Source organism: Streptomyces sp. NBC_00448, from assembly GCF_036014115.1.
In the GTDB taxonomy this organism is placed as follows: domain Bacteria; phylum Actinomycetota; class Actinomycetes; order Streptomycetales; family Streptomycetaceae; genus Actinacidiphila.
On sequence record NZ_CP107913.1, the window covers coordinates 8,664,649 to 8,689,170 of the forward strand.

General features: G+C 73.8%; 24 protein-coding genes and 2 pseudogenes. 15 read left to right on the forward strand and 11 right to left on the reverse strand.

Going from position 1 to position 24,522, the window contains the following annotated elements:
- Window positions 1–18: 18 nt before the first annotated feature.
- Together OG370_RS37195 and OG370_RS37200 are read right to left on the reverse strand one after the other, a co-directional pair.
- A complete protein-coding gene (locus OG370_RS37195; protein ID WP_328472218.1) occupies window positions 19–957 on the reverse strand; it encodes a M56 family metallopeptidase in 939 nt (312 codons plus the stop codon).
- Between the two features lie 108 nt (window positions 958–1,065).
- On the reverse strand, window positions 1,066–1,710 hold the full coding sequence (locus OG370_RS37200) for a DUF5134 domain-containing protein (protein WP_328472220.1): 645 nt from the start codon (window positions 1,708–1,710) through the stop codon (window positions 1,066–1,068).
- A 283-nt stretch (window positions 1,711–1,993) separates the two neighbouring features.
- On the opposite strand from OG370_RS37200, the gene OG370_RS37205 reads away from it, so the two are divergent.
- Entirely contained in the window at window positions 1,994–2,527 is a 534-nt protein-coding gene (locus tag OG370_RS37205; RefSeq protein ID WP_328472222.1) for a GNAT family N-acetyltransferase, read from the forward strand.
- A gap of 40 nt (window positions 2,528–2,567) precedes the next feature.
- On the opposite strand, the gene OG370_RS37210 is transcribed toward OG370_RS37205, so the two are convergent.
- The 4 genes from OG370_RS37210 to OG370_RS37225 all read right to left on the reverse strand — a co-directional run bounded on the left by OG370_RS37210 (window position 2,568) and on the right by OG370_RS37225 (window position 6,243).
- On the reverse strand, window positions 2,568–3,320 hold the full coding sequence (locus OG370_RS37210; RefSeq protein ID WP_328474776.1) for an amino acid ABC transporter ATP-binding protein: 753 nt from the start codon (window positions 3,318–3,320) through the stop codon (window positions 2,568–2,570).
- Between the two features lie 194 nt (window positions 3,321–3,514).
- Window positions 3,515–4,465 (reverse strand): amino acid ABC transporter permease, encoded by a 951-nt coding sequence (locus OG370_RS37215; protein ID WP_328472224.1) that lies wholly within the window; start codon window positions 4,463–4,465, stop codon window positions 3,515–3,517.
- Window positions 4,462–5,367: an ABC transporter substrate-binding protein gene (locus OG370_RS37220; RefSeq protein WP_328472226.1), complete on the reverse strand. Its 906-nt coding sequence runs from the start codon at window positions 5,365–5,367 to the stop codon at window positions 4,462–4,464. The genes OG370_RS37215 and OG370_RS37220 overlap by 4 nt, the downstream gene beginning before the upstream one ends.
- A 174-nt stretch (window positions 5,368–5,541) precedes the next feature.
- On the reverse strand, window positions 5,542–6,243 hold the full coding sequence (locus tag OG370_RS37225; RefSeq protein WP_328472228.1) for a glycerophosphodiester phosphodiesterase: 702 nt from the start codon (window positions 6,241–6,243) through the stop codon (window positions 5,542–5,544).
- A 326-nt stretch (window positions 6,244–6,569) separates the two neighbouring features.
- Between OG370_RS37225 and OG370_RS37230 the strand changes: the two genes are divergently transcribed.
- The 4 genes from OG370_RS37230 (at window position 6,570) to OG370_RS37245 (ending at window position 10,505) form a co-directional block, all read left to right on the forward strand.
- A complete protein-coding gene (locus tag OG370_RS37230; RefSeq protein ID WP_328472230.1) occupies window positions 6,570–7,967 on the forward strand; it encodes a DUF6421 family protein in 1,398 nt (465 codons plus the stop codon).
- 23 nt (window positions 7,968–7,990) lie between these two features.
- Window positions 7,991–8,746, forward strand: coding sequence for an SDR family oxidoreductase (locus OG370_RS37235; RefSeq protein WP_328472232.1), 756 nt, complete (start codon window positions 7,991–7,993; stop codon window positions 8,744–8,746).
- On the forward strand, window positions 8,725–9,837 hold the full coding sequence (locus tag OG370_RS37240; RefSeq protein ID WP_443060814.1) for a threonine aldolase family protein: 1,113 nt from the start codon (window positions 8,725–8,727) through the stop codon (window positions 9,835–9,837). Before OG370_RS37235 ends, OG370_RS37240 begins: the two co-directional genes overlap by 22 nt.
- Window positions 9,838–9,905: 68 nt before the next feature.
- Window positions 9,906–10,505 (forward strand): transglutaminase-like domain-containing protein, encoded by a 600-nt coding sequence (locus OG370_RS37245; RefSeq protein ID WP_328472236.1) that lies wholly within the window; start codon window positions 9,906–9,908, stop codon window positions 10,503–10,505.
- Window positions 10,506–10,538: 33 nt separating this feature from the next.
- Here OG370_RS37245 and OG370_RS37250 read toward each other — a convergent pair whose 3' ends face one another.
- Window positions 10,539–10,949, reverse strand: a complete 411-nt coding sequence (locus OG370_RS37250) for a DUF4395 domain-containing protein (RefSeq protein WP_328472238.1) — start codon at window positions 10,947–10,949, stop codon at window positions 10,539–10,541.
- A gap of 182 nt (window positions 10,950–11,131) precedes the next feature.
- Here OG370_RS37250 and OG370_RS37255 point away from each other — a divergent pair, with 182 nt between their 5' ends.
- From OG370_RS37255 to OG370_RS37275, 5 genes are all read left to right on the forward strand, one after another.
- On the forward strand, window positions 11,132–11,545 hold the full coding sequence (locus OG370_RS37255; protein ID WP_328472240.1) for a TlpA family protein disulfide reductase: 414 nt from the start codon (window positions 11,132–11,134) through the stop codon (window positions 11,543–11,545).
- Window positions 11,546–11,936: 391 nt separating this feature from the next.
- Entirely contained in the window at window positions 11,937–12,458 is a 522-nt protein-coding gene (locus tag OG370_RS37260) for a flavin reductase family protein (protein ID WP_328472242.1), read from the forward strand.
- Between the two features lie 189 nt (window positions 12,459–12,647).
- Window positions 12,648–13,433: an electron transfer flavoprotein subunit beta/FixA family protein gene (locus OG370_RS37265; protein WP_328472244.1), complete on the forward strand. Its 786-nt coding sequence runs from the start codon at window positions 12,648–12,650 to the stop codon at window positions 13,431–13,433.
- Between the two features lie 70 nt (window positions 13,434–13,503).
- Window positions 13,504–14,466 (forward strand): electron transfer flavoprotein subunit alpha/FixB family protein, encoded by a 963-nt coding sequence (locus tag OG370_RS37270; RefSeq protein ID WP_328472246.1) that lies wholly within the window; start codon window positions 13,504–13,506, stop codon window positions 14,464–14,466.
- 198 nt (window positions 14,467–14,664) lie between these two features.
- On the forward strand, window positions 14,665–15,936 hold the full coding sequence (locus tag OG370_RS37275) for a DUF6986 family protein (protein ID WP_328472248.1): 1,272 nt from the start codon (window positions 14,665–14,667) through the stop codon (window positions 15,934–15,936).
- Between the two features lie 80 nt (window positions 15,937–16,016).
- Here the strand turns inward: OG370_RS37275 and OG370_RS37280 are convergent.
- A pseudogene (locus OG370_RS37280) lies at window positions 16,017–16,313 on the reverse strand (helix-turn-helix domain-containing protein); the annotation flags it as partial.
- A gap of 95 nt (window positions 16,314–16,408) precedes the next feature.
- A complete protein-coding gene (locus OG370_RS37285; RefSeq protein WP_328472250.1) occupies window positions 16,409–17,398 on the reverse strand; it encodes a LacI family DNA-binding transcriptional regulator in 990 nt (329 codons plus the stop codon).
- A 401-nt stretch (window positions 17,399–17,799) separates the two neighbouring features.
- On the opposite strand from OG370_RS37285, the gene OG370_RS37290 reads away from it, so the two are divergent.
- The 4 genes and pseudogenes from OG370_RS37290 (at window position 17,800) to OG370_RS37305 (ending at window position 20,877) form a co-directional block, all read left to right on the forward strand.
- The gene (locus OG370_RS37290) at window positions 17,800–18,765 is read left to right on the forward strand and encodes an ROK family protein (protein WP_328472252.1); all 966 of its coding nucleotides are present in this window, start codon (window positions 17,800–17,802) and stop codon (window positions 18,763–18,765) included.
- Between the two features lie 226 nt (window positions 18,766–18,991).
- Window positions 18,992–19,261 (forward strand): annotated as a pseudogene (locus OG370_RS37295) (NUDIX domain-containing protein); the annotation flags it as partial.
- A gap of 254 nt (window positions 19,262–19,515) precedes the next feature.
- On the forward strand, window positions 19,516–20,568 hold the full coding sequence (locus tag OG370_RS37300; protein WP_328472254.1) for a helix-turn-helix transcriptional regulator: 1,053 nt from the start codon (window positions 19,516–19,518) through the stop codon (window positions 20,566–20,568).
- Window positions 20,569–20,700: 132 nt separating this feature from the next.
- The gene (locus OG370_RS37305) at window positions 20,701–20,877 is read left to right on the forward strand and encodes a hypothetical protein (protein ID WP_328472256.1); all 177 of its coding nucleotides are present in this window, start codon (window positions 20,701–20,703) and stop codon (window positions 20,875–20,877) included.
- 103 nt (window positions 20,878–20,980) lie between these two features.
- Here the strand turns inward: OG370_RS37305 and OG370_RS37310 are convergent, their stop codons facing one another.
- Together OG370_RS37310 and OG370_RS37315 are read right to left on the reverse strand one after the other, a co-directional pair.
- Window positions 20,981–21,634 (reverse strand): Type 1 glutamine amidotransferase-like domain-containing protein, encoded by a 654-nt coding sequence (locus tag OG370_RS37310; protein ID WP_328472258.1) that lies wholly within the window; start codon window positions 21,632–21,634, stop codon window positions 20,981–20,983.
- 163 nt (window positions 21,635–21,797) lie between these two features.
- On the reverse strand, window positions 21,798–23,021 hold the full coding sequence (locus tag OG370_RS37315) for an ROK family protein (RefSeq protein ID WP_328472260.1): 1,224 nt from the start codon (window positions 23,019–23,021) through the stop codon (window positions 21,798–21,800).
- Between the two features lie 17 nt (window positions 23,022–23,038).
- Here OG370_RS37315 and OG370_RS37320 point away from each other — a divergent pair, with 17 nt between their 5' ends.
- Window positions 23,039–24,409 (forward strand): MFS transporter, encoded by a 1,371-nt coding sequence (locus tag OG370_RS37320; RefSeq protein ID WP_328472262.1) that lies wholly within the window; start codon window positions 23,039–23,041, stop codon window positions 24,407–24,409.
- The last annotated feature ends 113 nt before the right edge of the window (window positions 24,410–24,522 follow it).

The following is a 24,522-nucleotide window of genomic DNA, read 5'->3' on the forward strand; positions in this document are numbered from 1 at the left end:
GTCGTCGCACCCGGCAGGTCAGGTCAGGGCGTGCAGGCCGGGGCCGAAGGTGATGATCAGGGGGACGGCCGGGACCAGCAGCGACAGGACGGTCAGCCGCAGCCGGTGGGCGACGGGGAGCCGCGGGACCGGTGCCAGCAGGCGGTTGACGCGGCCGGGGAGTTCGGCGAGCGGCCCGGGGGAGGGGCCGAAGACCCCGCGCGGCTCGTTGAGTTCGACCAGCGCGAGGGCAGTGGTGAGGCGGCCGAAGCGGCGCGACGCGGTGTCGTCGGCGGCGAGTTCGATCAGGTGATGGACCTGGTCGCGGAAGGCGGCGAAGACCGGGACCTGGGGGAACCCGCCGGCGAGCGCGCCCGCGCAGTGCAGCAGGAGGTCGTGCCGGGCGCGGGCGTGGCCCTGCTCGTGGGCGATGACGGCGTCGAGTTGGCGTCCCTTGAGCCGGCCGAGCGCGGCCGTGGTGATCACCAGCCGCGGCTCCGCGCCGGACAGCCACCACGCGTCGGAACGGGGGTCCTCCAGCACCACCAGCCGCTCGCCGGGCGGCACGGACTCGCCGGGCAGCCGGGGCGCGCGCACCTGGAGTTCGGCCCGGCGGGAGCGCCGCCGGCCCCGGGCGGTGCGCACCTCGCGGGTGAGCATCGCCGCGGTCCACACGCCGCCGAGCGCGAGCAGGACCGCGAGCGCGCCGGCCCACCGGCCGTATCCGGGCAGCCCGTAGGCGTCCTCGACGCCGCGCGGCGCGAACGCGAAGACGTGGCCGCGGACCGCCACCCAGGCGGCCGAGGCGGTGAGCGCCATCGCCGACACGCAGCACAGCAGCACCGCGGCGACCACGCACTGCCACACCCACAGGGCGAGTACCGGCTCGCGCTCGGGCCAGTCGGCACGTGCGAGCAGACGCGGCGCCGTCGCCGCCGCCAGTGCGCCGAGAACCAGCAGCACGAACGGGACCGTCATGCTGATCACCCTAGGAGTCGCCTTGCTCACAGGGACGTGGCAGCGCGCCGATGTGACGCACGACTCACCGGGTCCGTGCGGCCGTCCGGGCCGCGCGCGACGCGCGGCTCACATGACGAGCAGCATCACGACCATGCCCAACGCCATCGAGACCCGGCAGGCGACGGCCACCTCGGGGGCGTGCCGCAGTTGTACCCGCCCGCGCGACGGCCCGCGTGGCGACGGCCCGGGTGAGGCTCCGCCCGATGGCACGGCGGCCGGTCCGGCGACCGTGACAGCGACCGTGGCGGCGCCGGGTATCAACCCGCCGGGCGCCGACACGGGCACGGGCGCGTACGCGAGCCGCACGCCCGTACGCAGCACGTAGACCGCGAAGTAGAGGAGGAACAGGCCGGTCACCGCGGAGCTGCCGGCCCCGCCCATCACCATGGTGTGCCCCGCTCCGGACGGCGCGGCCCGCGCCATGGCCACCGCCATGTAGACCATGGCGGCCGAGCAGACCACGTGGTGCACCCGGTGGCCCGAGGGGTGCCGGCCGGGGAGCACGGCGCGCAGCGCGGCCATCGCGTAGACGACGGCGAAGACGGGGGCGGCCCAGCGGTGCGGGTCGAGCACGGAGACCGGCACGGCCATCACCGCCATGCCGGCGCCCATCACCGCCTCGTCCTTGTTCTCGGCGCGCACCAGGCACGACACGGCGGCGGCCGCGCTCAGCGCCACGAGGAGCCATGCGACCAGCAGCGGTTCGCGCATCGGTGATCCCCCTCCCGTCCGCTCTGCTCCGAGCCGTGCCGAGCCGCCCCGACCGGCACGCCCCACCCCGGCACGGCCGCGGCCCGGTCCCGTCGGGTCCGCCTGTCCGTTCGGGTCCTACCCGGCCAGGCGGGCGCGCAGCCGAGCGCACGGGATCGCCCGGGGGAGTGCGCCGGATCGGCGCGCGCCCCCTCGGCGGGGGCGGCACCACGCGCGGGGGCGCCGCCTGCCGGCCGGTGCGCGGGCCTCGGCGACGGTGGCCGCCTTCGGTAGCCTGACCGGCATGGACACCGCATCCCTCAGCTTCCGCCCCGCGACCCCCGCCGACGTGACCGCGCTCGTGGCCCTGGTCGAGTCCGCCTACCGCGGCGACAGCAGCCGCACCGGGTGGACCACCGAGGCGGACCTCATCGAGGGGCAGCGGACCGACCCGCAGGGCGTGCTGGACGTGGTGGAGAAGCCGGACGGCATGATGCTGGTGGTCGAGCGCGACGGTGAGCCGGTGGCCTGCTGCCAGCTCGAACACCGCGGCCTGCACGCCTACTTCGGCATGTTCGCGGTCCGCCCCTCGCTCCAGGGCGCCGGCCTCGGCAAGGTGATCATCGCCGAGGCCGAGCGCGTCGCCGCGAAGGAGTGGGGCGTGTCCGAGATGCACATGACGGTGATCAGCGCCCGCGAGGAGCTGATCGCCTGGTACGAGCGCCGCGGCTACTCCCGCACCGGTGAGATGTCGCCCTTCCCCTACGGCCAGGAGCGGTTCGGCCGCCCCACCCGCGACGACCTGGAGTTCGAGCTGCTGACGAAGCGGCTCGGCTGACCGCGGCCGCCTGCCGTACGGCCTCGGCTCGGCGCCGCGCTCACAGCCGCCCGGCCGCCGTGATGCGCCGCAGGAAGTCCTGGGTACGCCGCTCGCGGGGGGCGCCGAAGACCTCGGCGGGGGTGCCGCGCTCCAGGATCACACCGCCGTCGAGGAAGCACACCTGGTCGGCGACCTCGCGGGCGAAGGCCATCTCGTGGGTGGCGATCACCATCGTCATGCCCTCCTCCTTGAGATCGCGGACCACCGCGAGCACCTCGCCGACCAGTTCCGGGTCGAGCGCGGCGGTGATCTCGTCGAGGAGCAGCAGACGCGGCCGGGTCGCGACCGCGCGCAGCAGCGCGACCCGCTGCTGCTGGCCGCCGCTGAGCCGGTCCGGGTACTCGCGGGCGCGGTCGGCCAGGCCGAGCCGCTCCAGCAGTTCCCGGGCCCGGGCCTCGGCCTGCGGGCGCGGCTCCTTGTGCACGCGGCGGGGCGCGAGGGTGATGTTGTCCAGCACCGTCATGTGCGGGAAGAGGTTGTACGCCTGGAAGACGACGCCGATCCGGCGCCGTACGTCGTCGACGTCGGTGCGCGGGTCGGTGATGTCCTCGCCGTCCAGGAAGATCGCGCCGTCGTCGACGTCCTCCAGCAGGTTCGCGCAGCGCAGCAGCGTGGACTTGCCCGAGCCGGACGCGCCGATCAGCGCGGTGACGGTGTGCGCGGGCACGTCGAGCGCGATGTCGCGCAGCACCACGGTCTCGCCGTAGGTCTTGCGGACGGCCTCCAAGCGCAGCACGGGTTCGGCGCGCAGCGCGGGTTCAGCCCCGGGTGCGGGTGCGGCGGCCGGCCGTTCACCCGCGTCGCCGGGCCCGGCCCCGAGGCCCGTCGCCCCGATGTCCTTCGCCCCGCCGGGGCGCGCCCCGACGTCCTTCGGCCCGCCGGTCTTCGCCTTGCCGGACTCGGCCCCGCCGGCCTTCGGCCCGTCCGCCGGGCGGCCTTCCGCGCTCATACCGCGCCTCCCTGCGACTGCCGCCGGTTCATCCGCGCGGCCACCCAGTCGGTGAAGCGCGTCATGGGGATGGTGATCGCCACGAAGATCAGGCCCGCGATGACGTAGGGCGTGTAGTTGAAGTCGCGGCTGGCGATGATCTGCGCGGCGTAGACCGCGTCCACCGCGCCGCCGATCGAGACCAGGCCGGTGTCCTTCTGCAGGGAGACCAGGTCGTTGAGGAGCGGGGGCACCACCCGGCGGACGGCCTGCGGCAGCACGACGTAGCGCATCGCCTGGGCGTTGCTGAGGCCGAGCGAGCGGGCGGCGGCGCGCTGGCTGGGGTGCACGCTCTCGATGCCCGCGCGGAACACCTCGGCCACGTAGGCGGTGTAGGTCAGGCAGAGCGCGAACGCGCCGAGCAGCACGGGGTTGTTGGTCACCCCGGTCAGCCGCAGCGCGGGGATGCCGAAGACGCACAGCAGGATGCAGATGATCAGCGGCAGCCCGCGGAAGAAGTCCACGTAGGCCGTCGCCAGGGCGCGGACGGGGAAGAACACCGGGCCGCGCAGGGTGCGCAGCAGCGCCATCAGCAGCCCGGCGACCAGGACGACCGCGCCGCACACCGCCAGCAGCCGCAGGTTCAGCCACAGGCCGTGCAGGATCGGGTGGAGGGAGATCCGCGCGTAGTGGGCGTCGAAGAACGTCTGCCGGGTGCGGTCCCAGCCGGGCGAGTTGACGATCAGCGCGTACAGCACGGCGGCCGTCGCCAGGGTGCTGGCCGTGGCGACGGCGAACGCGCGGCGGGTGCGGGTGCGCCGGTAGCGCTCCCGCGCGACCCGCCGCGCCGAGGGGCGGTACTCGTCCGGGGCACTCGTCGTGCCGCCGCCAAGGTCCCGCGCCGCGGCCGGTGGCGCGGGAGCGGTGACGTCCCCGCCGCCGCGCTCCGGTCCGTCCTGGACGGTCACTTGAGCACCGGGGCGTTCACCGCGTCCGACAGCCACTTCTTCTCCAGCGCGGCGAGCGTGCCGTCCTTGCGCAGCGCCGTGACCGCCTGCGAGACGCACGGCGTGAGCTTGCTGCCCTTGTCCAGCACCATCCCGAACTGCTCCGGTGTGGTGCCCGTGGTGGAGAACTGCCCGATCACCTTGGCATCGGGGACCTGGGCGCCGGTGACGTAGAAGGCGGTGGGAAGGTCGACCACGATGCCGTCCACCTGGCCGTTCTTGAGGGCGGCCACCGCGAGGTCGTTGCGCTGGAAGACCGCGGGCTGCTTGGTGGGCTTCACCAGGTCGTCGATGACGTCGAGGCTGGTGGTGCCGACCTGGGCGCCGAGCTTCGCGTTCTTCAGGTCGGCCAGCGAGCGCGCCCCGGCGATCTTCGAGCCCTTGGGCGCGACGACCGCCTGCCGCACGTCGTAGTAGCCGGGGGAGAAGTCCACCGTCTTGCGGCGTTCGGGGGTGATCGAGACCTGGTTGATGTCCACGTCGAAGTTCTTGGCACCCGGCGAGAAGGCGCTGTTGAACGGCACCTTCTGCCAGACCACCTGGTCGCCGGTGTAGCCGAGTTGCTTCGCCACCGCGTAGGCGACGGCGGACTCGTAGCCCTTGCCGTTGGACGGCTTGTCGTCGACGAACCAGGGGTCGTACGCCGGGTTGTCGGTGCCGACGGTGAACTTGCCCGCGGTGCGGGTGGCGAGCCCGCCGGGGCTGCACGCGCCGGCGGTGGTGCCGGAGGCGCTGCCGGACGGCGAGGACGCCGCCGAGGAGTCACCGTCGTCCTGCGGGGAGCAGGCGGCCAGGGCCAGGGTGAGCAGGGCGGCCGCGGCGAGGGCCGCGCGATGACGGGACGGGAGGATCGCGGGACGCATGGCGGGACCTTGGCACCCGGCGGGCCGATCTGTCCACGTCATTCGGCACTCCGTCCGGATGCCGGACCTTTGTGTCCGCGGTGTTTCCGGCCGTACGCGGTCGGTCGCGACGTCATCGCGCCAGGTGACGGCTGACGGCTTAGGGATCATGCCTTACGGCGTATGGCTGACGCCTTACGGCGCCGAGACCCCGTCCGCCGGTGTGCGGTCGCGGCCCAGCGCGGGCGGCAGGTCGGTGGCGGCGCCGTCCAGGCCCAGCGCGCGGGTCAGCGCCCAGTCCTGCGGGGTGTTGACGCTCCAGGCCATGACGGCGATCCCGGCCGCGTGGCAGCGGCTCACGACGTCGAGGGTGAGCTGGGTGAGGTCGAGGCTGACCAGGCGGGCGCCGACGGCCTGGGCACGCGGCACGATGTCCGGGCCGAGGTCGCTCGCGACGAGCACGGTGGCGACCTCGGGCAGCAGGGTGTGGATCTCGGCGAGGGCGTCGTCGTGGAAGGACAGCACGCTGACCCGGCCGGTCTCGTCGCGCTCGCGCAGCACCGAGGCGAGCACCCTTGCGGCGGCGGTGTCCTTGATCTCGGCCTGGATCGGGCACGTCACGCGGTCCAGGACCTCCTCGAAGACCGGTACGCCCTCGCCCTGCCCCGCGTCCAGGCGGCGGATCTCGGCGAGGGTGAGGTCGCTGATCGGGCCGGTGCCGTCGGTGGTGCGGTCGACCGAGGCGTCGTGCATGACGACCAGGGCGCCGTCCTTGCTCAGGTGCAGGTCCAGTTCGACCTGGTCCACGCCCTCGCGCTCCGCGCGGCGGAAGGACCGCAGGGTGTTCTCCGGCTCGACGCCCATGACCCCGCGATGGCCCACGGTGAGGAAGCTCATGAGGGCACCCTAGTGCCACCGTCCGGCCTGCCGTCTGACCGCCCCGGCGCCCCTGAGCGGCCTGCCCGACGCCGCCACGACGCCCGCCCCCCAGCCCGTCCCGGACGGCCCTCCCGGGTGCCGCCGCGGGGTCTCGGCCGGCCTTGCCGCGCCCGGGCACACCTCGGCGCCCATCGCAACTTTTAGCGCCCCATCCCGGAGTCGGGCCGTAAAAACTACGGCCTTCAGCGGCCTTGACCGCACAATCTCAAGGAAGTGGCCTTGAAGACGGGGCCCGGCCATGGCTACGCTGTTCGCACGACAGTTTCTTTTGTGGAGGAGGGGTCATGGGCGAAGTTCTTTCGTCGAAGGTGGCGACCGGAGGCGGGATATCCGGCGAAGGCGTGCTCGGACACCCCCAGTGGCCCGTGCTGAAGCAGGCGGTCGAGGCGATCAGGCCCTGGCAGCGCAAGGACGGTTCGATCGACTTCGACGCCGAGGACGCGCCCACCCGCGACGACGCCGCCCGCACGCTCGGCCGCGTCATCGACGCCCTCGAACAGCTCGCCCCGCTGCTGCCGCACGACGAGGCGTACCACCGCGCCCTGACCACCGACCTGCGCCACTGGGCCGACGGCGGCTTCGCCGTACCCGACTTCCTCGACTCGCTGCTGGCCTTCCAGCCCGCCGCCGACCGGCGCGACGGCCTCCAGCACCTGGTCGTCTTCCCGATGTACACCCAGAACGGCAACCCGGACCGCAACCTCGAAGCGGTCGTCTTCCGGGTGGTGTGGCCGGAGTGGCTCGCCGAGCTGGAGCGCACCCGCTACGACAACCCGCAGTTCGTGCCGATCACCTTCGAGGACTTCACCCCGGGCTACGACACCAACTCCGCGGTGCTCTTCCCCGAGACCGTCGCCGTGCGCAAGGCGCCCGACCGCTGGACCTGGGGCGCGATCTTCTGCGACCGCGAGGCCGCCCGCTTCCGCGCGGTCACCTCCGCCGCCGTGGACACCCTCGGCCTCGACCTGCCCGAGGACGCCGCCCGCCTGGTCGACGACCAGGAGCTCGCCCAGCAGACCTACGTGCTGTGGGACATGATCCACGACCGCACCCACAGCCACGGCGACCTGCCGTTCGACCCGTTCATGATCAAGCAGCGCGCCCCGTTCTGGATGTACGGCCTGGAGGAGCTGCGCTGCGACCTGACCACCTTCAAGGAGGCGGTCACGCTCCAGGCCGAGGGCCACCCGATGGGCCTGGGCGTGCAGTACGCGATCCTCTTCGACCGGCTCTTCCGCTTCCCGGTCACCGGCGAGCGCGTGCGCAACTACGACGGCCTCGGCGGCCAGCTGCTCTTCGCCTACCTGCACAAGCACGACGCCGTCCGCTGGACGGACAACACCCTGCACATCGACTGGGAGCGCGCGCCCCAGGTCACCACGCAACTGTGCGGCGAGATCGAGACGCTCTACCGCGACGGCATCGACCGGCCCAAGCTCGTGCACTGGCTGGCCGCCTACGACCTGGTCGCGACGTACCTCTCGCCGAACCCCGGCTCGGTCTGGGCCAAGGGCGCGGACGCCCTGGACCTGTCGCTCCCGCCGCGCAAGCTGGTGGACGACGTGCTGCCGGACGAGTTTCCGCTCAGCATGTTCTACGAGGCCCTTGCGAAGAAGCTCCGCGAGACGATTGCCTCAACCCGGGGCATCACCGGGAACAGCGCGCTGCGAGGTGCCGCGTGACCGGTGCAGGCGAGGAGGCGGAGATGACGACCGACACGTACACAGGCGGGCTCGACGGCGCGGTGATCGCGGTCGCGGGCGCGGCAGGACCGGCCGGACGGGCCGTGCTCCAGCGGCTGGCCAGGGCCGGCAGCCATGTGGTCGCGGCCGACGCGGACCCCGAGCGGCTGGCGCAGGCGGTCGACGCCGCGCGCTACGACGCGGGCGGCGCCGACATCACCGGCGAGGTGGTGGACCTGCTGGACCTGGAGGCCGCGCAGGACTGGGCCGGCCGGATCGAGAAGGACCACGGCCGGGTCGACGGCCTGGTGCACCTGGTCGGCGGATGGCGCGGCTCCGCGTCCTTCCCGGAGACCGAACTCGCCGACTGGGACGTGCTGCACGACCTGCTGGTACGCACCGTCCAGCGCACCACCCTCGCCTTCCACGACGGCCTGCTGCGCAGCCCCGGCGGCCGGTACGTCCTGATCAGCGCGGCCGGCGCCAGCGCGCCCACGGCCGGCAACGCGGCGTACGCCGCCGCCAAGGCCGCCGCCGAGGCGTGGACACTGGCCATGGGCGACTCGTTCCGCAAGCTCGGCGGTGACGCCCCCAGCGCGGCGGCCACCGTACTGGTGATCAAGGCCCTGGTGCACGATGAGATGCGGGCCCAGCGCCCCAACGCCAAATTCGCCGGCTTCACCGACGTGCGCGACCTCGCCGAGGCCATCGCGGACGTGTGGAACGCAAGCCCTCAGCAAGTGAACGGGACCCGACAGTGGCTGACGCCCCGACCGTGACCGAGTCCACCGACCCCACCTCCACCCGCGACACCGACGCCGTACGGCGCCACGACCCGGGCACCCGGGGCTTCGCCAGCGACAACTACGCCGGGGTGCACCCCGAAGTGCTGGCCGCCCTCGCCCTGGCCAACGGCGGCCACCAGGTGTCCTACGGCGCCGACGCGTACACCGACCACCTGCAGGAGCTCTTCCGCGGCCACTTCGGCCCGACCGCCGAGGTCTTCCCGGTCTTCAACGGCACCGGCGCCAACGTCACCTCCCTCCAGGCGGTCACCGAGCGCTGGGGTGCGGTGATCTGCGCGGAGTCCGCGCACATCAACGTCGACGAGTGCGGCGCGCCCGAGCGGGTCGGCGGCCTGAAGCTGCTCACCGTGCCCACCGAGGACGGCAAGCTCACCCCCGAGCTGATCGACCGGCAGGCGTACGGCTTCGACGACGAGCACCGCGCGCAGCCGCAGGTGGTGTCGATCACTCAGAGCACCGAGCTGGGCACCTGCTACACCCCGGAGGAGATCAAGGCGATCTGCGACCACGCCCACGCGCTGGGCATGGCCGTGCACATCGACGGCGCCCGGATCGCCAACGCCGCCGCGAGCCTGGGGCAGCCGCTGTCCCGCTTCACCACCGACGCGGGCGCGGACATCCTGTCGGTCGGCGGCACCAAGAACGGCCTGCTGCTCGGCGAGTGCGTGGTCGTGCTCAACCCCGAGCGGGTCCGCGCGCTCAAGCACCTGCGCAAGCTGTCCATGCAGCTCGCGTCCAAGATGCGCTTCGTGTCCGTGCAGTTCGAGGCGCTGTTCGCCGGCGACCTGTGGCTGCGCAGCGCCTCGCACGCCAACGCGATGGCCCGCCGGCTGGAGCGCGCGGTGCGGGACATCGACGGGGTGACGGTCACCCAACGGGTCCAGGCCAACGCGGTGTTCGCGCTGCTGCCCCGCGAGGTCAGCGAGCGGCTGCAGAAGCGCTACCGCTTCTACTTCTGGGACGAGGCGACCGGCGAGGTGCGCTGGATGTGCTCCTTCGACACCACCGAGGAGGACGTGGACGGCTTCGCCGCCGCGATCGCCGAGGAGATGCGGGCCGGATAGTGCATGAATATGCGTAGCTTCGTAAAGTGATTGATCGAGAGGTCGGTGGCTCCGTAGGCTCCTCCAGCATGGAGCCCATCCCGGAAACCACCGACCTCTCCGCGTATCTCGGCGCCGACGAGGTGCTCGACCACGACCATCCGCAGGTCCGGCAGACCGCCGCGCTGCTGCGCTCCGGTGCATCCACGCCGTATGAGTATGCGAAGGCCGCGTACGACTACGTGCGCGACGAGGTGCCGCACTCCTTCGACAGCGGCGACGACCGCGTCAGCTGGCGCGCCTCCGAGGTGCTGCGCACCCGCAACGGGATCTGCTACGCCAAGTCCCACGCCCTGGCTGCCCTGTTGCGCGCCGAGGGCATCCCCGCGGGGCTGTGCTACCAGCGGCTCACCGAGGACGACGGCCGGCCGGTCGTGCACGGGCTCGTCGCACTGCTGCTGCCCGGCGGCGACCGCTGGGCCCGGCAGGACCCGCGCGGCAACAAACCCGGTGTCGACGCCCGCTTCTCCCTCGGCCAGGAGCGGCTGGCCTTCCCCGTGCGGCCCGAGAGCGGCGAGTACGACTACCCGACGGTGTACGCGGCCCCGCCCGCGGCGGTGCTCGCCGCGCTGCGGGAGTCCGCCGACCGTACGGAACTGGCGACACGGCTGCCGACCGCGCTGGAGTGAGACCGGCGGTCCCGGACCCCGGCCGGTCCCCGCTCAGGCGGCCGTGGCCCGCTTCAGCAGCAGGTACATCTCGCAGCCCAGGCAGTAGGCGAACATCGCGTTGAGGAAGGCGGCGGCCAGCGCGCACGCGGTGGCCGCCAGGCCCAGCCACTGCGGCCCCACCAGGTAGCCGATGGTGCCGAGCACCGCGAAGAACAGCCCGACGGCCTGCGCGAAACGCGGCGGCGCCGCGTCCTCCGTCGCGGTCGGCGGCCCGAGCCGCGGCCGGAGCAGGGCCCGGAACACCCATCCGTAGGGCGACCTGGACGCGCCGGCCGCCGCGCCGACGGCGAAGACGACCGCCTGCGCCGCCAGCAGCCGGCCGCTGCCGGTGACCAGCACCACCGCGAGGACCACCGTGGTCACCGCGGCACCGAAGCGGGGCCCTCGTACATCGATCTGCATGGCTGGAATCATCGCCCAAGGACGGTGTGCCGCACCCGCGGGAATCATTGCGGTCGCGTGAACGCTGCCCACGGTGGACTTGCCGGCGCGGCCGGCGGGCCCGTAGGCACGTGGTGCGAGGACGCCCGCGGCGCGAGGGACGCGACGGGGTACGAACGAACGACGAGGGAGGCGCGACCGCCGTGACCGGACTGATCGTCTGCCTGGCCGTGCTCGTGGCCGCGAGCGGCTACGGGATCGTGCACCGGCGCCGGGACGGGAGGATCAGGGTGCGGGCCAAGGACGGCGGGCAGCGGCTGACGGCCGACGACCTCGGGGAGCCGCTGGGGGAGCGGGCCACGCTGGTGCAGTTCTCCAGCGCCTTCTGCGCGCCCTGCCGCGCCACCCGGCGGGTGCTGGGTGAGGTGGCGGGCATGGTGGACGGCGTGCGGCACGTGGAGATCGACGCCGAGGCGCATCTCGAACTGGTGCGGCGGCTGGACGTGCTGAAGACCCCGACCGTGTTCGTGCTCGACGCGCAGGGCGCGGTGGTGCGCAGGGCGGCAGGACAGCCGCGTACGGCCGACGTGATCGCCGCGCTGGGCGCCGCGGTCTGAGCGCGGGGGTCCGCGGACGGCGTTCTGCGGGCGGGCGGCGGTGAGCGCGGCGGGCGCACGGGCGGCGGTGACCGGGGGCGCGGTCGGCAGCGGGGGCGGGGTCGGTCGCGGCGGCGGCATCGGGTCGCGGGCACCCGTCCGGCGCGACGCGGGGCCGGTGTGACGGTCCTTGCATCTGCCCGTGCGCTCTTGACGGTTGACGCCGCGAATCGTCACTCTGACGTGATGTCCCGAGACTCGCCGCAGAGCCCCCCTGCCGCTGCCGCATCCGGCCGACACGCCCGTGTGTGCCGCCCGGTTCGCTGAGCACCGCCGCCTCCCAGCCCCGACGGTCGGCCCGGCCCGAGGGGCCGCCGCCCCGCCCGCTCGCCGCGGAAGGACGTACCCACCCGTGACCGCAACGCACGACCTCGCCTCGGCCGGCCCGGACGCCCCCGACATCGACCCGGACGTCTTCCGCTCGGTCTTCCGCCGCCATGCCGCGGGCGTCGCCGTGGTCACCGCCCAGGGCGTGCACGGTCCGGTCGGCTTCACCGCGACCTCGCTCGTCTCGGTGGCCGTCGAACCCCCGCTGTTCTCCTTCGGCATCAGCGTCGGGTCCTCCTGCTGGCCGGCGCTCTCCACCGCCGAGCACGTCGGCGTGCACGTCCTCGGCGACCACCAGCGCGAACTCGCCGCGGTCTTCGCCCGCTCGGGGGCGGACCGGTTCGGGCCGCCGACCGGCTGGTCGTCCGGCCCGCACGGAGTGCCGTTGCTCGACGGCGTGGCCGCCTGGCTGGTCGGCCGGGTGGTGGGCCGGGTGCCGGCCGGCGACCACCGGATCGTGGTGGCCCGGGCCGTCGCCGGCGACCCGCACGGGCCCGGCGGGCCGCTGGTCCACCATCAGGGCGGGTACCACCGGTTGTTCCACTGAACGGGACAGGTGGGCGCGTCGGGCACGTCACAGTTCAAGGCCCTTGCGCCTGGGTAAGCACCTCTGTGTACTGACGAGTAATATATTCGGCGGGGTAGTAGCCGTGCCCTGGCAGGGAGCCGCCACCGCGGGCGCCTAACCTGGGCAGTTCACGAAGACGTGCAGGACGGAAGCAGTAGGAGAGCAGGCGTGAGCTTGAGGATCGTAGTCGCAGTGAAGTATGTGCCCGACGCCACGGGTGACCGTCACTTCGCCGAGGACCTGACCACCGACCGCGACGCGGTCGACGGCCTGCTGTCGGAGCTTGACGAGTACGCCGTGGAGCAGGCGCTCCAGATCGCGGAGGCCGCCGACGACGCGGAGGTCACCGCGGTCACGATCGGCCCCGAGGACGCGCGCGGCGCGGTGCTGAAGGCGCTGCAGATGGGCGCGGCGAAGGGCGTGCACGTCGAGGACGACGCGCTGCACGGCACCGACATCATCGGCACCTCGCTGGTGCTGGCCAAGGCCATCGAGCACATCGGCTACGACCTGGTCGTCACCGGCATGGCGTCCACCGACGGCACCGCGGGCGTGGTGCCGGCGCTGCTGGCCGAGCGGCTGGGCATCCCGCAGGTGACGCTGCTGTCGGAGGTCGCGGTCGCCGACGGGAAGGTCACCGGCCGCCGTGACGGTGACGTGGCGAGCGAGGAACTGGAGGCGGCGCTGCCGGCGCTGGTGTCGGTCACCGACCAGTCCGGCGAGGCCCGTTACCCGTCCTTCAAGGGCATCATGGGCGCGAAGAAGAAGCCGCTGGAGACGCTCGACCTGTCCGACCTCGGTGTGGACGCGGCCGAGGTGGGTCTGGGCGGCGCCTGGACCGCGGTGCAGGACGCCACGGCGCGCCCCGCGCGCAGTGCGGGCACGATCGTCAAGGACGAGGGCGAGGGCGGCAAGCAGCTCGCCGAGTTCCTGGCCGCGCAGAAGTTCATCTGAGCCTCGGCCGCGCCGCCGCCCCATCCGATGGCCCGCCGCCCCTTCCCGAATTCGCAGGAGAACGATTCCCATGGCTGAAGTCCTCGTCTACGTCGACCACGTGGACGGTGCCGTCCGCAAGCCGACCCTCGAACTGCTCACCCTCGCCCGCCGGATCGGCGAGCCTGTCGCGGTCCACCTCGGCCCGGGCGCCGAGGCCGCCGCGGCCGTGCTCGGCGAGCACGGCGCGACCCGCGTACTGGCCGCCGACGCGCCGGAGTTCGCGGACTACCTCGTCGTCCCCAAGGTCGACGCGCTCGAAGCCGCCGCGAAGGCCGTGAACCCGGCCGCGGTGCTGGTGCCGTCCTCCGCGGAGGGCAAGGAGATCGCCGCGCGCCTGGCGCTGCGGCTCGGCTCGGGCATCATCACCGACGCCGTCGACGTGGAGGCCGGCGCGGACGGCCCGGTCGCCACCCAGTCGGTGTTCGCCGCCGCCTTCACCACCAAGTCCACGGTGCGCAAGGGCACTCCGGTGATCACCGTCAAGCCGAACGCCGCGCCGGTCGAGTCCGCGCCGGCCGCCGGCACCGTCGAGCCGCTGACGGTCGCCTTCGGCGAGCTGGCCACCGGCACCAAGGTCGTCTCGCGCACCGCGCGCAAGTCCTCCGGGCGGCCGGAGCTGACCGAGGCCGCGATCGTGGTCTCCGGCGGCCGCGGGGTCAACGGCGCGGAGAACTTCTCCGTGATCGAGGCGCTCGCCGACTCGCTGGGCGCCGCGGTCGGCGCCTCGCGCGCGGCGGTCGACGCCGGCTGGTACCCGCACAGCAACCAGGTCGGCCAGACCGGCAAGTCGGTCTCCCCGCAGCTCTACATCGCCAACGGCATCTCCGGCGCGATCCAGCACCGGGCCGGCATGCAGACCTCGAAGACCATCGTCGCGGTCAACAAGGACGCCGAGGCGCCGATCTTCGACCTCGTCGACTACGGCGTGGTCGGCGACCTGTTCAACGTCGTCCCGCAGCTCACCGATGAGGTCAAGGCCCGCAAGGGCTGAGCCGCTTGAACGCATGTCGGTCCCCGCGCTGCTGTGGTGCGCGGGGGCCGACGCGCGTCCGGGAGGCCGATGCGCGCGTCCGCGGGGCCGATGCGCCCCCGCGCGACCCGACCGACGCGAGCCGCCGCCCTGTTGACCGGTGCGTACGCCCCCGCTAGCTTGCATTTCAACGATTTGTTGAATTCCGGGAGGGTGCAGATGCCGGCCGTGACGACACTCGCAGACGCCGTACGCACGCGGATCGGCGCCGCGCTGGCCGGCACCGACGCGGAGTTGGCCCGCCGCTACCCCGGCGACCGCGCCACCCGCCAGCCCGTGCACACCGTGTACGTGCCCGCCGACGCCTTCGACGCCGGCACCGTGCGCGCCTGGGGCGACCGGGCGCTCGCCGCGCTCGACACCCACGCGCCCGACCCGGCCGCGTTCGGCACCGTGCTCGGCCTGTCCGGCGAACTCGCCGCCGACGTCTACGACCTGGTCCGCGCCAAGCTGCGCCGCGAGCCCGTCGAGGACCTGCGGATCGACTTCGAGGACGGCTACGGGGTGCGCCCGGACGCGGAGGAGGACGCCACGGCCGTCGCCGCCGCCCGTACGGTCGCCGCCACCGTCGCCGACGGCACCGCGCCGCCGTACGTCGGCATCCGCATGAAGTGCATGGAGGCCGCCGTACGCGACCGCGGCATCCGCACGCTCGACCTGTTCCTGACGACCCTGCTCGACGGCGGCGCGCTGCCGGACGGGCTCCTCCTCACCCTGCCCAAGGTCACCTTCCCCGAGCAGGTCGCCGCGATGGCCGACCTGTGCGAGGAGTTCGAGCGGGCCGCGGGGCTACCCGAGCGGCGGCTCGGCTTCGAGATCCAGATCGAGACCACCCAGGCCATCCTCGGCCCCGACGGCACCGCCACCGTGCCCCGCCTCATCGACGCCGCCCGCGGCCGCGCCACCTCGCTGCACTACGGCACCTTCGACTACAGCGCCGCCTGCGGGGTCAGCGCCGCCCACCAGTCCCTGGACCACCCGGCCGCCGACCACGCCAAGGCGGTCATGCAGGTCGCCGCGGCCGGCACCGGCGTACGCCTCTCCGACGGCTCCACCAACGTGCTCCCGGTCGGCTCCACCACCGACGTGCACTCCGCCTGGCGGCTCCACCACGGCCTGGTACGCCGCTCCCTCGCCCGTGCGTACTACCAGGGCTGGGACATGCACCCGGCCCACCTCCCCACCCGCTACGCGGCCACCTACGCCTTCTACCGCGAGGGCCTGGCCGCCGCCACCGCCCGCCTCGCCGCGTACACGGCCGACTCCACCGGCACCGCGGACTCGGCGGGTCCCGCGACCTCCGCGGTCCTCGACGAGCCCGCCACCGCCCGCGCCCTCGCGGCCTACCTCCTGCGCGGCCTCGACTGCGGCGCCCTCACCCCCGCGGAGCTCCCCGCCCCCACCACCCTCGCGGCCCTCGCCGGCCGCTGACCCCCCGGGCGCCCCGGCTCTGTCACCCCCCCCGGGACCACCCGCCGGGCGGGAGGGTGCCGGGGTCCGACGTCGGAGCCGGGGCGTGGGCGGTCGGTCGCGAGGCCGATCGCGCGGCGCACGGCGACGAAGCGCGGACCGTCGTTCTCACCGGTCGCCGCGACCGCCGGCGGGTCCCCGGGCAACGTCGTCAGCTCCACGCCCAGGCCGTTGGCGAGCGCGTGCAACGTGGGCAGTCGCGCCGAGTGCTTGCGCCGCTGCTCCAACTGCCGGATGACGTCCACCGACACACCGGAACGCTCCGCCAGTTGCTCCTGCGTGAGATCGGCCAATCGCCGCAAGCGACGCAGCGTCCGTCCCAGGTCTTCACTCGCCACACCTTTAAGGTATGCCGACGGGCCCCGGGCTCACGTGTTGTCTGCGTTCGGCCGCCGCTCCGGGAAACGACGGCACCAGGCCCCGGACGGATCGCTCACCGCTCGGGCGGGAACTCGCCCGAGCCGCGCTCGATCAACCGGACCGGCAGCTCGGTCCGGCTCGCCTCGTCCGTCGCGATCCCGTCCAACCGCCGGAACAACTGCTGCGCGGCGACCCGCCCGATGCCCGGCGCGTCCTGCGCCACCACCGTGATCGCCGGGTCAAGCACATCCGCCAGCTCGAAATCGTCGAACCCGACGAGCGCGATCCGCTCCGGCCGCCCCGCGAGCACGCGCACCGCGGTGACCGTCACCCGGTTGTTCCCGGCGAAGAGGGCCGTCACCGGCTCCACCCCGTTCAGCATCGCGTCGAGCGCCGCCTCGACCCGCTCCGGCGTGGTCGGCCCCATGGCGTACCACTCGGGCCGTACGGTCAGCCCGGCCGCCGCCATCGCCTCGCGGTACCCCCGCAGCCGTTCACCCGCGGTGTGGATGCCGGGCTGGTCGCCGATGAACCCGATCCGCCGGTGGCCGTGCGCGATCAGATGCGCGACGCCCTCCCGCGTACCGCCCGCGTTGTCCGTGAGCACCACGTCCGCGTCCAGCCGCCCGGCCGGCCGGTCCACGAAGACCGTCGCGACCCCGGCCGCGATCTCCGGCAGGAGGTAGCGGTGGTCGTCCCCGGCCGGCACCACGACCAGCCCGTCCACCCGCCGCGCGCAGAACGCCAGCACGAGCTCCTGCTCCCTGCGCGGGTCCTCCGCGCTGGACCCGGTGAACAGCAGCGCGCCGTGCGAGCGCGCCACGTCCTCCACGGCCCGGCTGAGCGCCGCGTAGAAGGGGTCCGCGAGGTCCTCCAGCACCAGGCCGACGCTCGCCGTACGCCGCGTCCGCAGCAGTCGCGCGCTGTCGTTGCGCCGGAACCCCAGCGCGTCGATGGCGGCCTGAACGCGGGCGGCGGTATCAGGTGTCACGCCGGGTTCCTCGTTCACCACCCGCGACACCGTCTTGAGGCCGACGCCCGCCCGCGCGGCGACATCCTTCATCGTGGGCCGGGGGGTACGTCCTGGTGTTTGGGTCACGGTCGTAGTATTCCCTGCGACAAGAGATGGACAACGTTGTCACGATCAGGCGAGACTACCCTCGTCCGCACCCTTGTCGATACGGCCCCTACAACCCACGTAGTACGAACGCCCAGCGACCGAATATCTACGCTCCGCGCACATCCGACCGCCACAGAACGTACACAGAACGCAGGAAGGGACAGACCGCAGTGGGGACCGAGTGCCGACCGCGGTCCGCCGCTCGCCGACCACACGCACCACGCATCACGCCCCCGTTCACTCCCGCCACACCCGCCCCCACGACCCCCCCACACACACGACGCATGACGAAGCGCCCACCGCGGGCACGACGCACGCACAACGCACAAGGAGACGCCGCAGCGATGCACCCTGACAGCGCGACCGGTCCGATCGTGGCCGCACTGGACATCGGCGGCACCAAGATCGCCGGGGCCCTCATCGACGCCGAGGGGCGGTTGCTGGCGCGCGCGCTGCGCCCGACGCCCGGCAGCGCGGACGGCGAGCGGGTGATGGCCGCGGTCGACGAGGTGCTCGCCGAACTGCGCGCCGCCCCGCACTGGCCCGGGGCCGTCGCGGTCGGCATCGGCAGCGCCGGTCCGGTGGACGCGGCGCAGGGCACCGTCAGCCCGGTCAACGTGCCCGGCTGGCGCGACTTCCCGCTCGTACCGCGGGTCTCGGCGGCGGCCGGCGGCCTGCCCGTCGTACTGACCGGCGACGGTGTCGCGATGACCGCCGCCGAGCACTGGCAGGGCGCGGCCCGCGGCTACGACAACGCGCTGTGCATGGTGGTGTCCACCGGTGTCGGCGGCGGTCTGGTGCTCGGCGGTGCCCTCCTGCCCGGGCCGACCGGCAACGCCGGGCACATCGGGCACATCAGCGTGGACCTCGACGGCGACCCGTGCCCGTGCGGGTCGCGCGGCTGCGTGGAGCGGATCGCCAGCGGCCCCAACATCGCCCGGCGCGCGGTCGAGGAGGGCTGGCGGCCGCCGGCCGGCGCGCAGCCGACCGCCGCCGCGGTCGCCGCGTCCGCCCGCCAGGGCGACCCGGTCGCCCTGGCGTCGTTCGACCGCGCCGCCCAGGCCCTCGCCGCCGCCATCGCGGCGACCGCCACGCTCGTCGAGATCCACGTCGCCGTGATCGGCGGCGGTGTCTCGGCGGCCGGGCCGCTGCTCTTCGACCCGCTGCGCGAGCATCTGTCCCGCTACGCCACGCTGTCCTTCGCGGCGGGTGTCGACGTGGTGCCCGCGAAGCTCGGCACCGACGCGGGACTGGTCGGGGCCGCCGCGGCCGCCGCGCAGGCGCTGCAGCTCTTCCCCACCACCGCGTAGGCTCCGTCCCGGACTTCGGTCCCGGACTTCGGTCCCGGATTGCGGTTCCGGGCTTCGGTTCCGGACTTCACGGGAGGGCGTCGTGGACGGGTGTCATGGCCGGGCGTGAGGCGGTCGTCGCGGTCCTGCCGCGGGCCGGGCGGGTGCTGGTGATCAGACGGGGGCCCGGCGCCCGTATGCCGGCTACTGGGCGCCGCCGAGCGGCACGCTCGAACCGGGTGAGAGCCAGCAGGACGCGCTCGTCCGCGAGATGCGCGAGGAGGTCGGCCTCACGGTCGCCCCGGCCGCGAAGGTCTGGGAGTCGCGGGCCGCGGACGGCGTGTTCCTGCTGCACTGGTGGACCGCCCGCGTCGATGACGGCGAGGTCGTCCCCGACCCTCGCGAGGTCGTCGAGGTCCGCTGGGTGACGCCGCGCGAGTTCCTCACCCTCACCCCGGTCTTCCCCGGCGATCGCGAGTTCTTCGGCCACATCCTCCCGTCCGTCCGCACTCCCTGACGGGGAGGCGACCCGCGAGCCTCTCGTGCGCGCCGACCCGCGCGCCGCCCGTACGCGCCGCCCGTACGCGCCGCCCGTACGCGCCGACCCGCGCGCCGCCCGTACGCGCCGCCCGTACGCGCCGACCCGCGCGCGGCGGGCAGGACGCGGGCGTCGCCGGCGCGGGGGCGAGGATACGGACCCGGCATACTGTTTCCCCGCCACTGCGGAGAACCGGTTGCGGGCGATGACACGGCAAGACAGCAGGGGGGCCGATGGAGGACGACGAGAAGTACGCACTCTCCGCCTATCAGGTGTTGCGGACCGTGGGTAAGGCGGCGGTGGTCGACCTGCCCGCCGAGACGGGACTCGATCTCGATCAGGTGGAGCGCGGCATACGGCAGTTGCGCCGGCTGGGCCTGGTACGTGACGTGCAGGAGTCGATCGAGCCCGTCGAAGCCAACGCGGCGCTGCTCGGGAAGGCGCAGGCCCACCAGGCGACTGCCGCAGCGCACGCGGCGAGCGTCAGCGACCTGGAGCAGCTCGCGCACGTGCTGCTGACGCTCTATCAACCTCCCCTTTCGCCGGACACGCTCCAAGCCGAAGTGGAGCTGATCACCGATCCGAAGCAGAAGGACCGCAGGTTGCAGGAGCTTGCGACCGCGATCAAGGTGAGTTGTGACGCGTTGCACCCCGGCGCCATGCCGTCGATGGAGGTGCTCAACCGCTCGCTGGCCCAGGACAGGGCGCTCGTCGCACGGGGGGTGCGGTGCCGGGCGATCTACCGGCAGGCGCTGCTCGAGACTCCCAAGCACGCGCGCTATCTGCACGACCTCGCGCAGGCCGGCGTCGAGGTCCGGCTGATCGACCACGCGGTCTACGACCTGCTCGTGCTCGACGGCCTGATCGCCTTCAACCCGGCCGCCGCGGGCACGGGTTCGCGGGCCGTGATCCTGCTGCACGGCTCGGCCCTGGTCAGCGCCCAGGTGGCGCTCTACGAGGACTACTGGCTGCGTGCGGTGCCCTACCATCGGGCGGTCGCCCAGTCCGAGCGGACCGCGCTCAGCGCCCAGGAGCGGGTGGTCGTACGGCTCATGGCCAGCGGTCTCAGCGACGACCAGATCGCCCGCAAGCTCGGTGTGCACCGCCGGACCGTGCAGCGCGCGGTGGCCAAGCTCATGGAGCGGCTGAACGCGACCAGCCGCTTCGAGGCCGGTCTGAAACTGGCCCGCGTCATGGGCGCTGACGGGGACTCGGTGGGGCTGGCGCCGAGCCACACGGTGCCGTCGCCGCGGCCCGCGCGGCCGGTGCCTCCGCGCGTCTCCTGAGCGGTTTCCGCCCGCGCTGGGCGTGCCCGAGGGCGGCTGGTCCACGGCGACCTCGGTGCTGGTGCACTACATCCTCGGTGCCGCCGGCCGGAACGCCGCGAACAGCGCGAGCGCCCGCACGTTCGGCCCGACATGGACCGCGCCACGTTCCTCGACAGCGTGGCGAAGGCTGGGAGGCGCTGGACCCGGAGAAGTATCCGCTCACGCGAACCGGTCGCGGATCAGCCGCGCGAGCACGACGACGGCGAGCAGTTCCCGGCCGGGGTCGATCTCGTCCTCGCCGGTGTCGGGCCGGCCGCCTCGCGCTGACCGGGCGGCCCCGGCCGTGTTTCACGAGCCGCCGGGTGCGTACGGAAGGTCGCTGACGTTCAGTCGCTGACGTTCATGGGACAGGCGTTCATGCGGCGGGAGTTCACGGGGCGGGCGTGAAGAGCTTCCAGTTCCCCTCGGAGACGACGTCCACGGCGCCGCCGTCCACCTTGACGGCGGTGGCGTCGTCGATCGCGTACGCCGGCCCCGCGATCTCGGCCGCCCAACTCTCCGCCGCGGCCATGGTGTTCTCCGGCAGCTCCGCGCGGTTCAGGTGCGGGAAGATCGAGAAGTCGACCAACCCGAGCGTGCGGTCGTCACCGGTGGGCGGCATCCAGTCGTCCAAGTCCCGCACGACGCGGGGGGTCAGCGCCAGGCTCCCGGCGCTGATTCCCACGTAGACCGTCTCGGGCAGCGACGGCAGGAGGTCGGCCAGCCCGGACTCCCGCATCCAGTGGCTCAGGTACAGGGTGTCGCCGCCGTTCACCAGCAGGACGTCGGCCGCTCGGACCCACCGCACCCAGCGCTCCCGGTCGATGCTGGGCAGCGCGGTGAGCTCCAGCACCCCCACGGACCTCCACCCCAGATCGGCCCCGCGGAGGAAGCGCCAGGGCCCGACCGGTCCGAAGGAACTCCCGTACCCCGCGGTGGGGATGCACAGGGCGTGGGCCTCGGCGATCGGTTTGCCCAGGAGGTCGACCAGCGCGTCCCGGATGCTCTGGTTGGTGACGCCGGCGGAGGTGAGAAGAAGCCGCATGATGTCCGCCCCCAACTGGCCGCACAACGGAAGTGGTCGACACCGTACCGCCCCGTCGGACCTCGATGGGCCATGTCCGGGGCGGCCGAGGCGGCCGCGTCCGAGGCCGTCGCCGGGTTGCGTACCGACGGCCCTCCACCCGCGGTCCGGGGCACGTGGCCGCTCAGCCGCCGAGCGCGCTCAAAGGGTCGTCCAGGACCGGTTGCCAGGCGAGTTCGGCGGCGCCGACGAGGCTGTTGTGGTTCAGCGCGCACGCCAGCAGCGGCACGCTTCCGCTGCGCCCCCACAGGCTGCGGTCGGCGACGACCGCGCGCAGCCGGTCGGGGTCGGCGTCCAGCAGGTGGCCGTGCAGGCCGCCGAGCAGGATGCGGTCGGGGTTGAGCACGTTGACGAGTCCGGCCAGGCCGGTGCCGAGCCGGTCGATGAGGATATGGGCGGCGCGGCGCACGGACGGGTCGTCGTACTCGGTGCGCAGCAGGTCGCGGGACTGCTCCAGCAGCGAGATCTCCGGGCCCGCCGGGCGTCCGGCGGCCTCGATGAAGGCGAGCGGGTCCGCCTCGACGTCGAGGCAGCCGCGGGAGCCGCAGTGGCAGGGCCGCCCGTCCGGCCGGACGGTCAGGTGGCCGACCTCCAGGGCCAGCCCCGCGCTGCCGGTGTGCAGGCGGCCGTCGAGCACGAGGGCGCCGCCGACCCCGCGGTGGCCGGAGGCGACCACCAGCAGGTGCTGGGCGTCGCGGCCGGCCCCGTGGCGGTGTTCGGCGAGCGCGGCCACGTTGACGTCGTTGCCCACGAAGCAGGGCACCGGGCGCCCGCCGGGACCGGTGATACCGGCCCTGGCCACCTGCTCGGTGAACACCCGCAGCACGGGCGCGCCGGCCGGCCAGGCCAGGTGCAGCGGGTTGAGCGCGGTGCCCTCGGGCTCGGCGACCGCGGACGGCACCGCGAGCCCGGCGCCGACGCACTCCCGCCTGTGGGCGCGCAGCAGCTCCGCGCCGGCCGCCACCACCTCGCCGAGTACGTGCGCGGGGTCGGCCGGGACCGTCATGCAGCCGGGCGCGGTCGCCACCGTCTCACCGCCGAGGCCGACCAGCGCGGCGCGGAAGCCGTCGGCGTGCACCTGCGCGGCGAGCGCGACCGGTCCTTCGGGGGCCACCTCCAGCCGGTGGGAGGGGCGACCCTGCGCGCCGGAGGGCCCGGTCGGCCGGGTGTCGACCCGGATCAGGCCGAGCGCCTCGAGTTCGGCCGCCACCGCCCCGGCGGTGGCGCGGGTCACACCCAGTTCCGCGGTGAGCAGGGCGCGGGTCGGCGCGCGGCCGGTGTGTACCAGGCCGAGCGCTGGACCGAGCGCGCCTCGGCCGCGCTCAAGCCTTGTCCGAATCTGTGTCACCACTCTATTCTCACTTTGTGCCGACGTTGAACAAAATAGGGACGGCGCTGTCCCGATCCCACCACACATTCGCCGCCGACCCGGCCCTGCGCGCGCTGCGCGTCGCGTTGACGGTCTTCTTCGCCGTTGACGGGTTCCTGTTCGCCGGGTGGGTGGTGCGCATCCCTGCCATCAAGGCCCAGGTCGGCGCGTCCGCCGGGCAGTTGGGGCTCGCGCTGCTGGGCGTGTCGGTCGGGGCGATCGCCACGATGGTGCTCACCGGCCGGCTGTGCCGCACCTTCGGGAACGAGCGGGTGACCGTCGTGACCGCGGCCATGCTGGCGGTCAGCGTGGCCCTGCCGCCGCGTACCCATTCGGCCCTCGCCCTCGGCCTGGTGCTGCTGTTCTTCGGCGCGTCCTACGGCGGCCTCAACGTCGCGATGAACAGCGTCGCCGTCGACCTGGTCGCCGCGCTGCGCCGCCCGGTGATGTCCAGTTTCCACGCCGCCTACAGCATGGGCGGTCTGCTCGGCGCGGGTATCGGCGGGCTGCTGGCGTCGCACCTGTCGCCCGCCACCCATCTGATGCTGCTCACGCCGATCGGCCTGTTGACGGTGCTGTTCGCGGGGCGGGTGCTGGTGGCGCATCCGCTCAGCCGCGGGGGCGTACGGGGTCCCGCGGCGCGGGAGGAGGGCGGGGCGGGTGCGGGTGCCGAGGCCGGAAGGGGTGCCGAGGCCGGCGCTGGGGCCGGGGCCGACCTGGAGCGTACGACGCCGGCGCCGGACGGGACGGCGCCCGCCGGGAAGGCACCCGCCGGGAAGGCGCCGGACGGGAAGCGGGGACCCGCCGGCCACCGTACGACCCTGCTGGTCGCCGTGTTCGGCATGATCGCGGGCTGCTCGGCGTACGGCGAGGGCGCGCTCGCCGAGTGGGGCGCGCTGCACATCCAGCAGGACCTGCACAACGGGCCCGGGATCGCGGCGGCCGGCTACGCCTGCGTCACCTCGGCGATGACCATCGGGCGGCTGACCGGCGCCGCGCTGATCACCCGGCTCGGGCAGAGCCGCGCGCTGGTGTTCGGCGGGTTGACCGCGTGCGGCGGGATGCTGCTGGGCGCGCTCGCGCCGTTCACCGCGCTGGTGATGGTCGGCTTCGCGCTGACCGGCCTCGGCCTGGCGAACCTCTTCCCGACCGCCATCGCACGCGCCGGCGCGCTGACCGGTCCGAGCGGAGTGGCCGCCGCCTCCACGCTCGGCTACGGCGGGATGCTGCTCGGCCCGCCCGCGATCGGCTTCCTCACCGACGCGGTCGGCCTGCCCACCGCGCTGACCACGGTCTCCGCGCTCGCCGCCGTCGCCGCGGTGATCGCCTGGTCGGTACGGCACACCTCACCGCCCCGGTCGGCTTGACGTACATCACAGGCGCGCGAACGGCGTCGAGGCGGCATGCTGGTGGCCCCGCGGAACGTCGCGGTGGCGTAAGGCCGCTGCGGCCTGTCGCCGCCGGTACGAGCCCGCAGGTG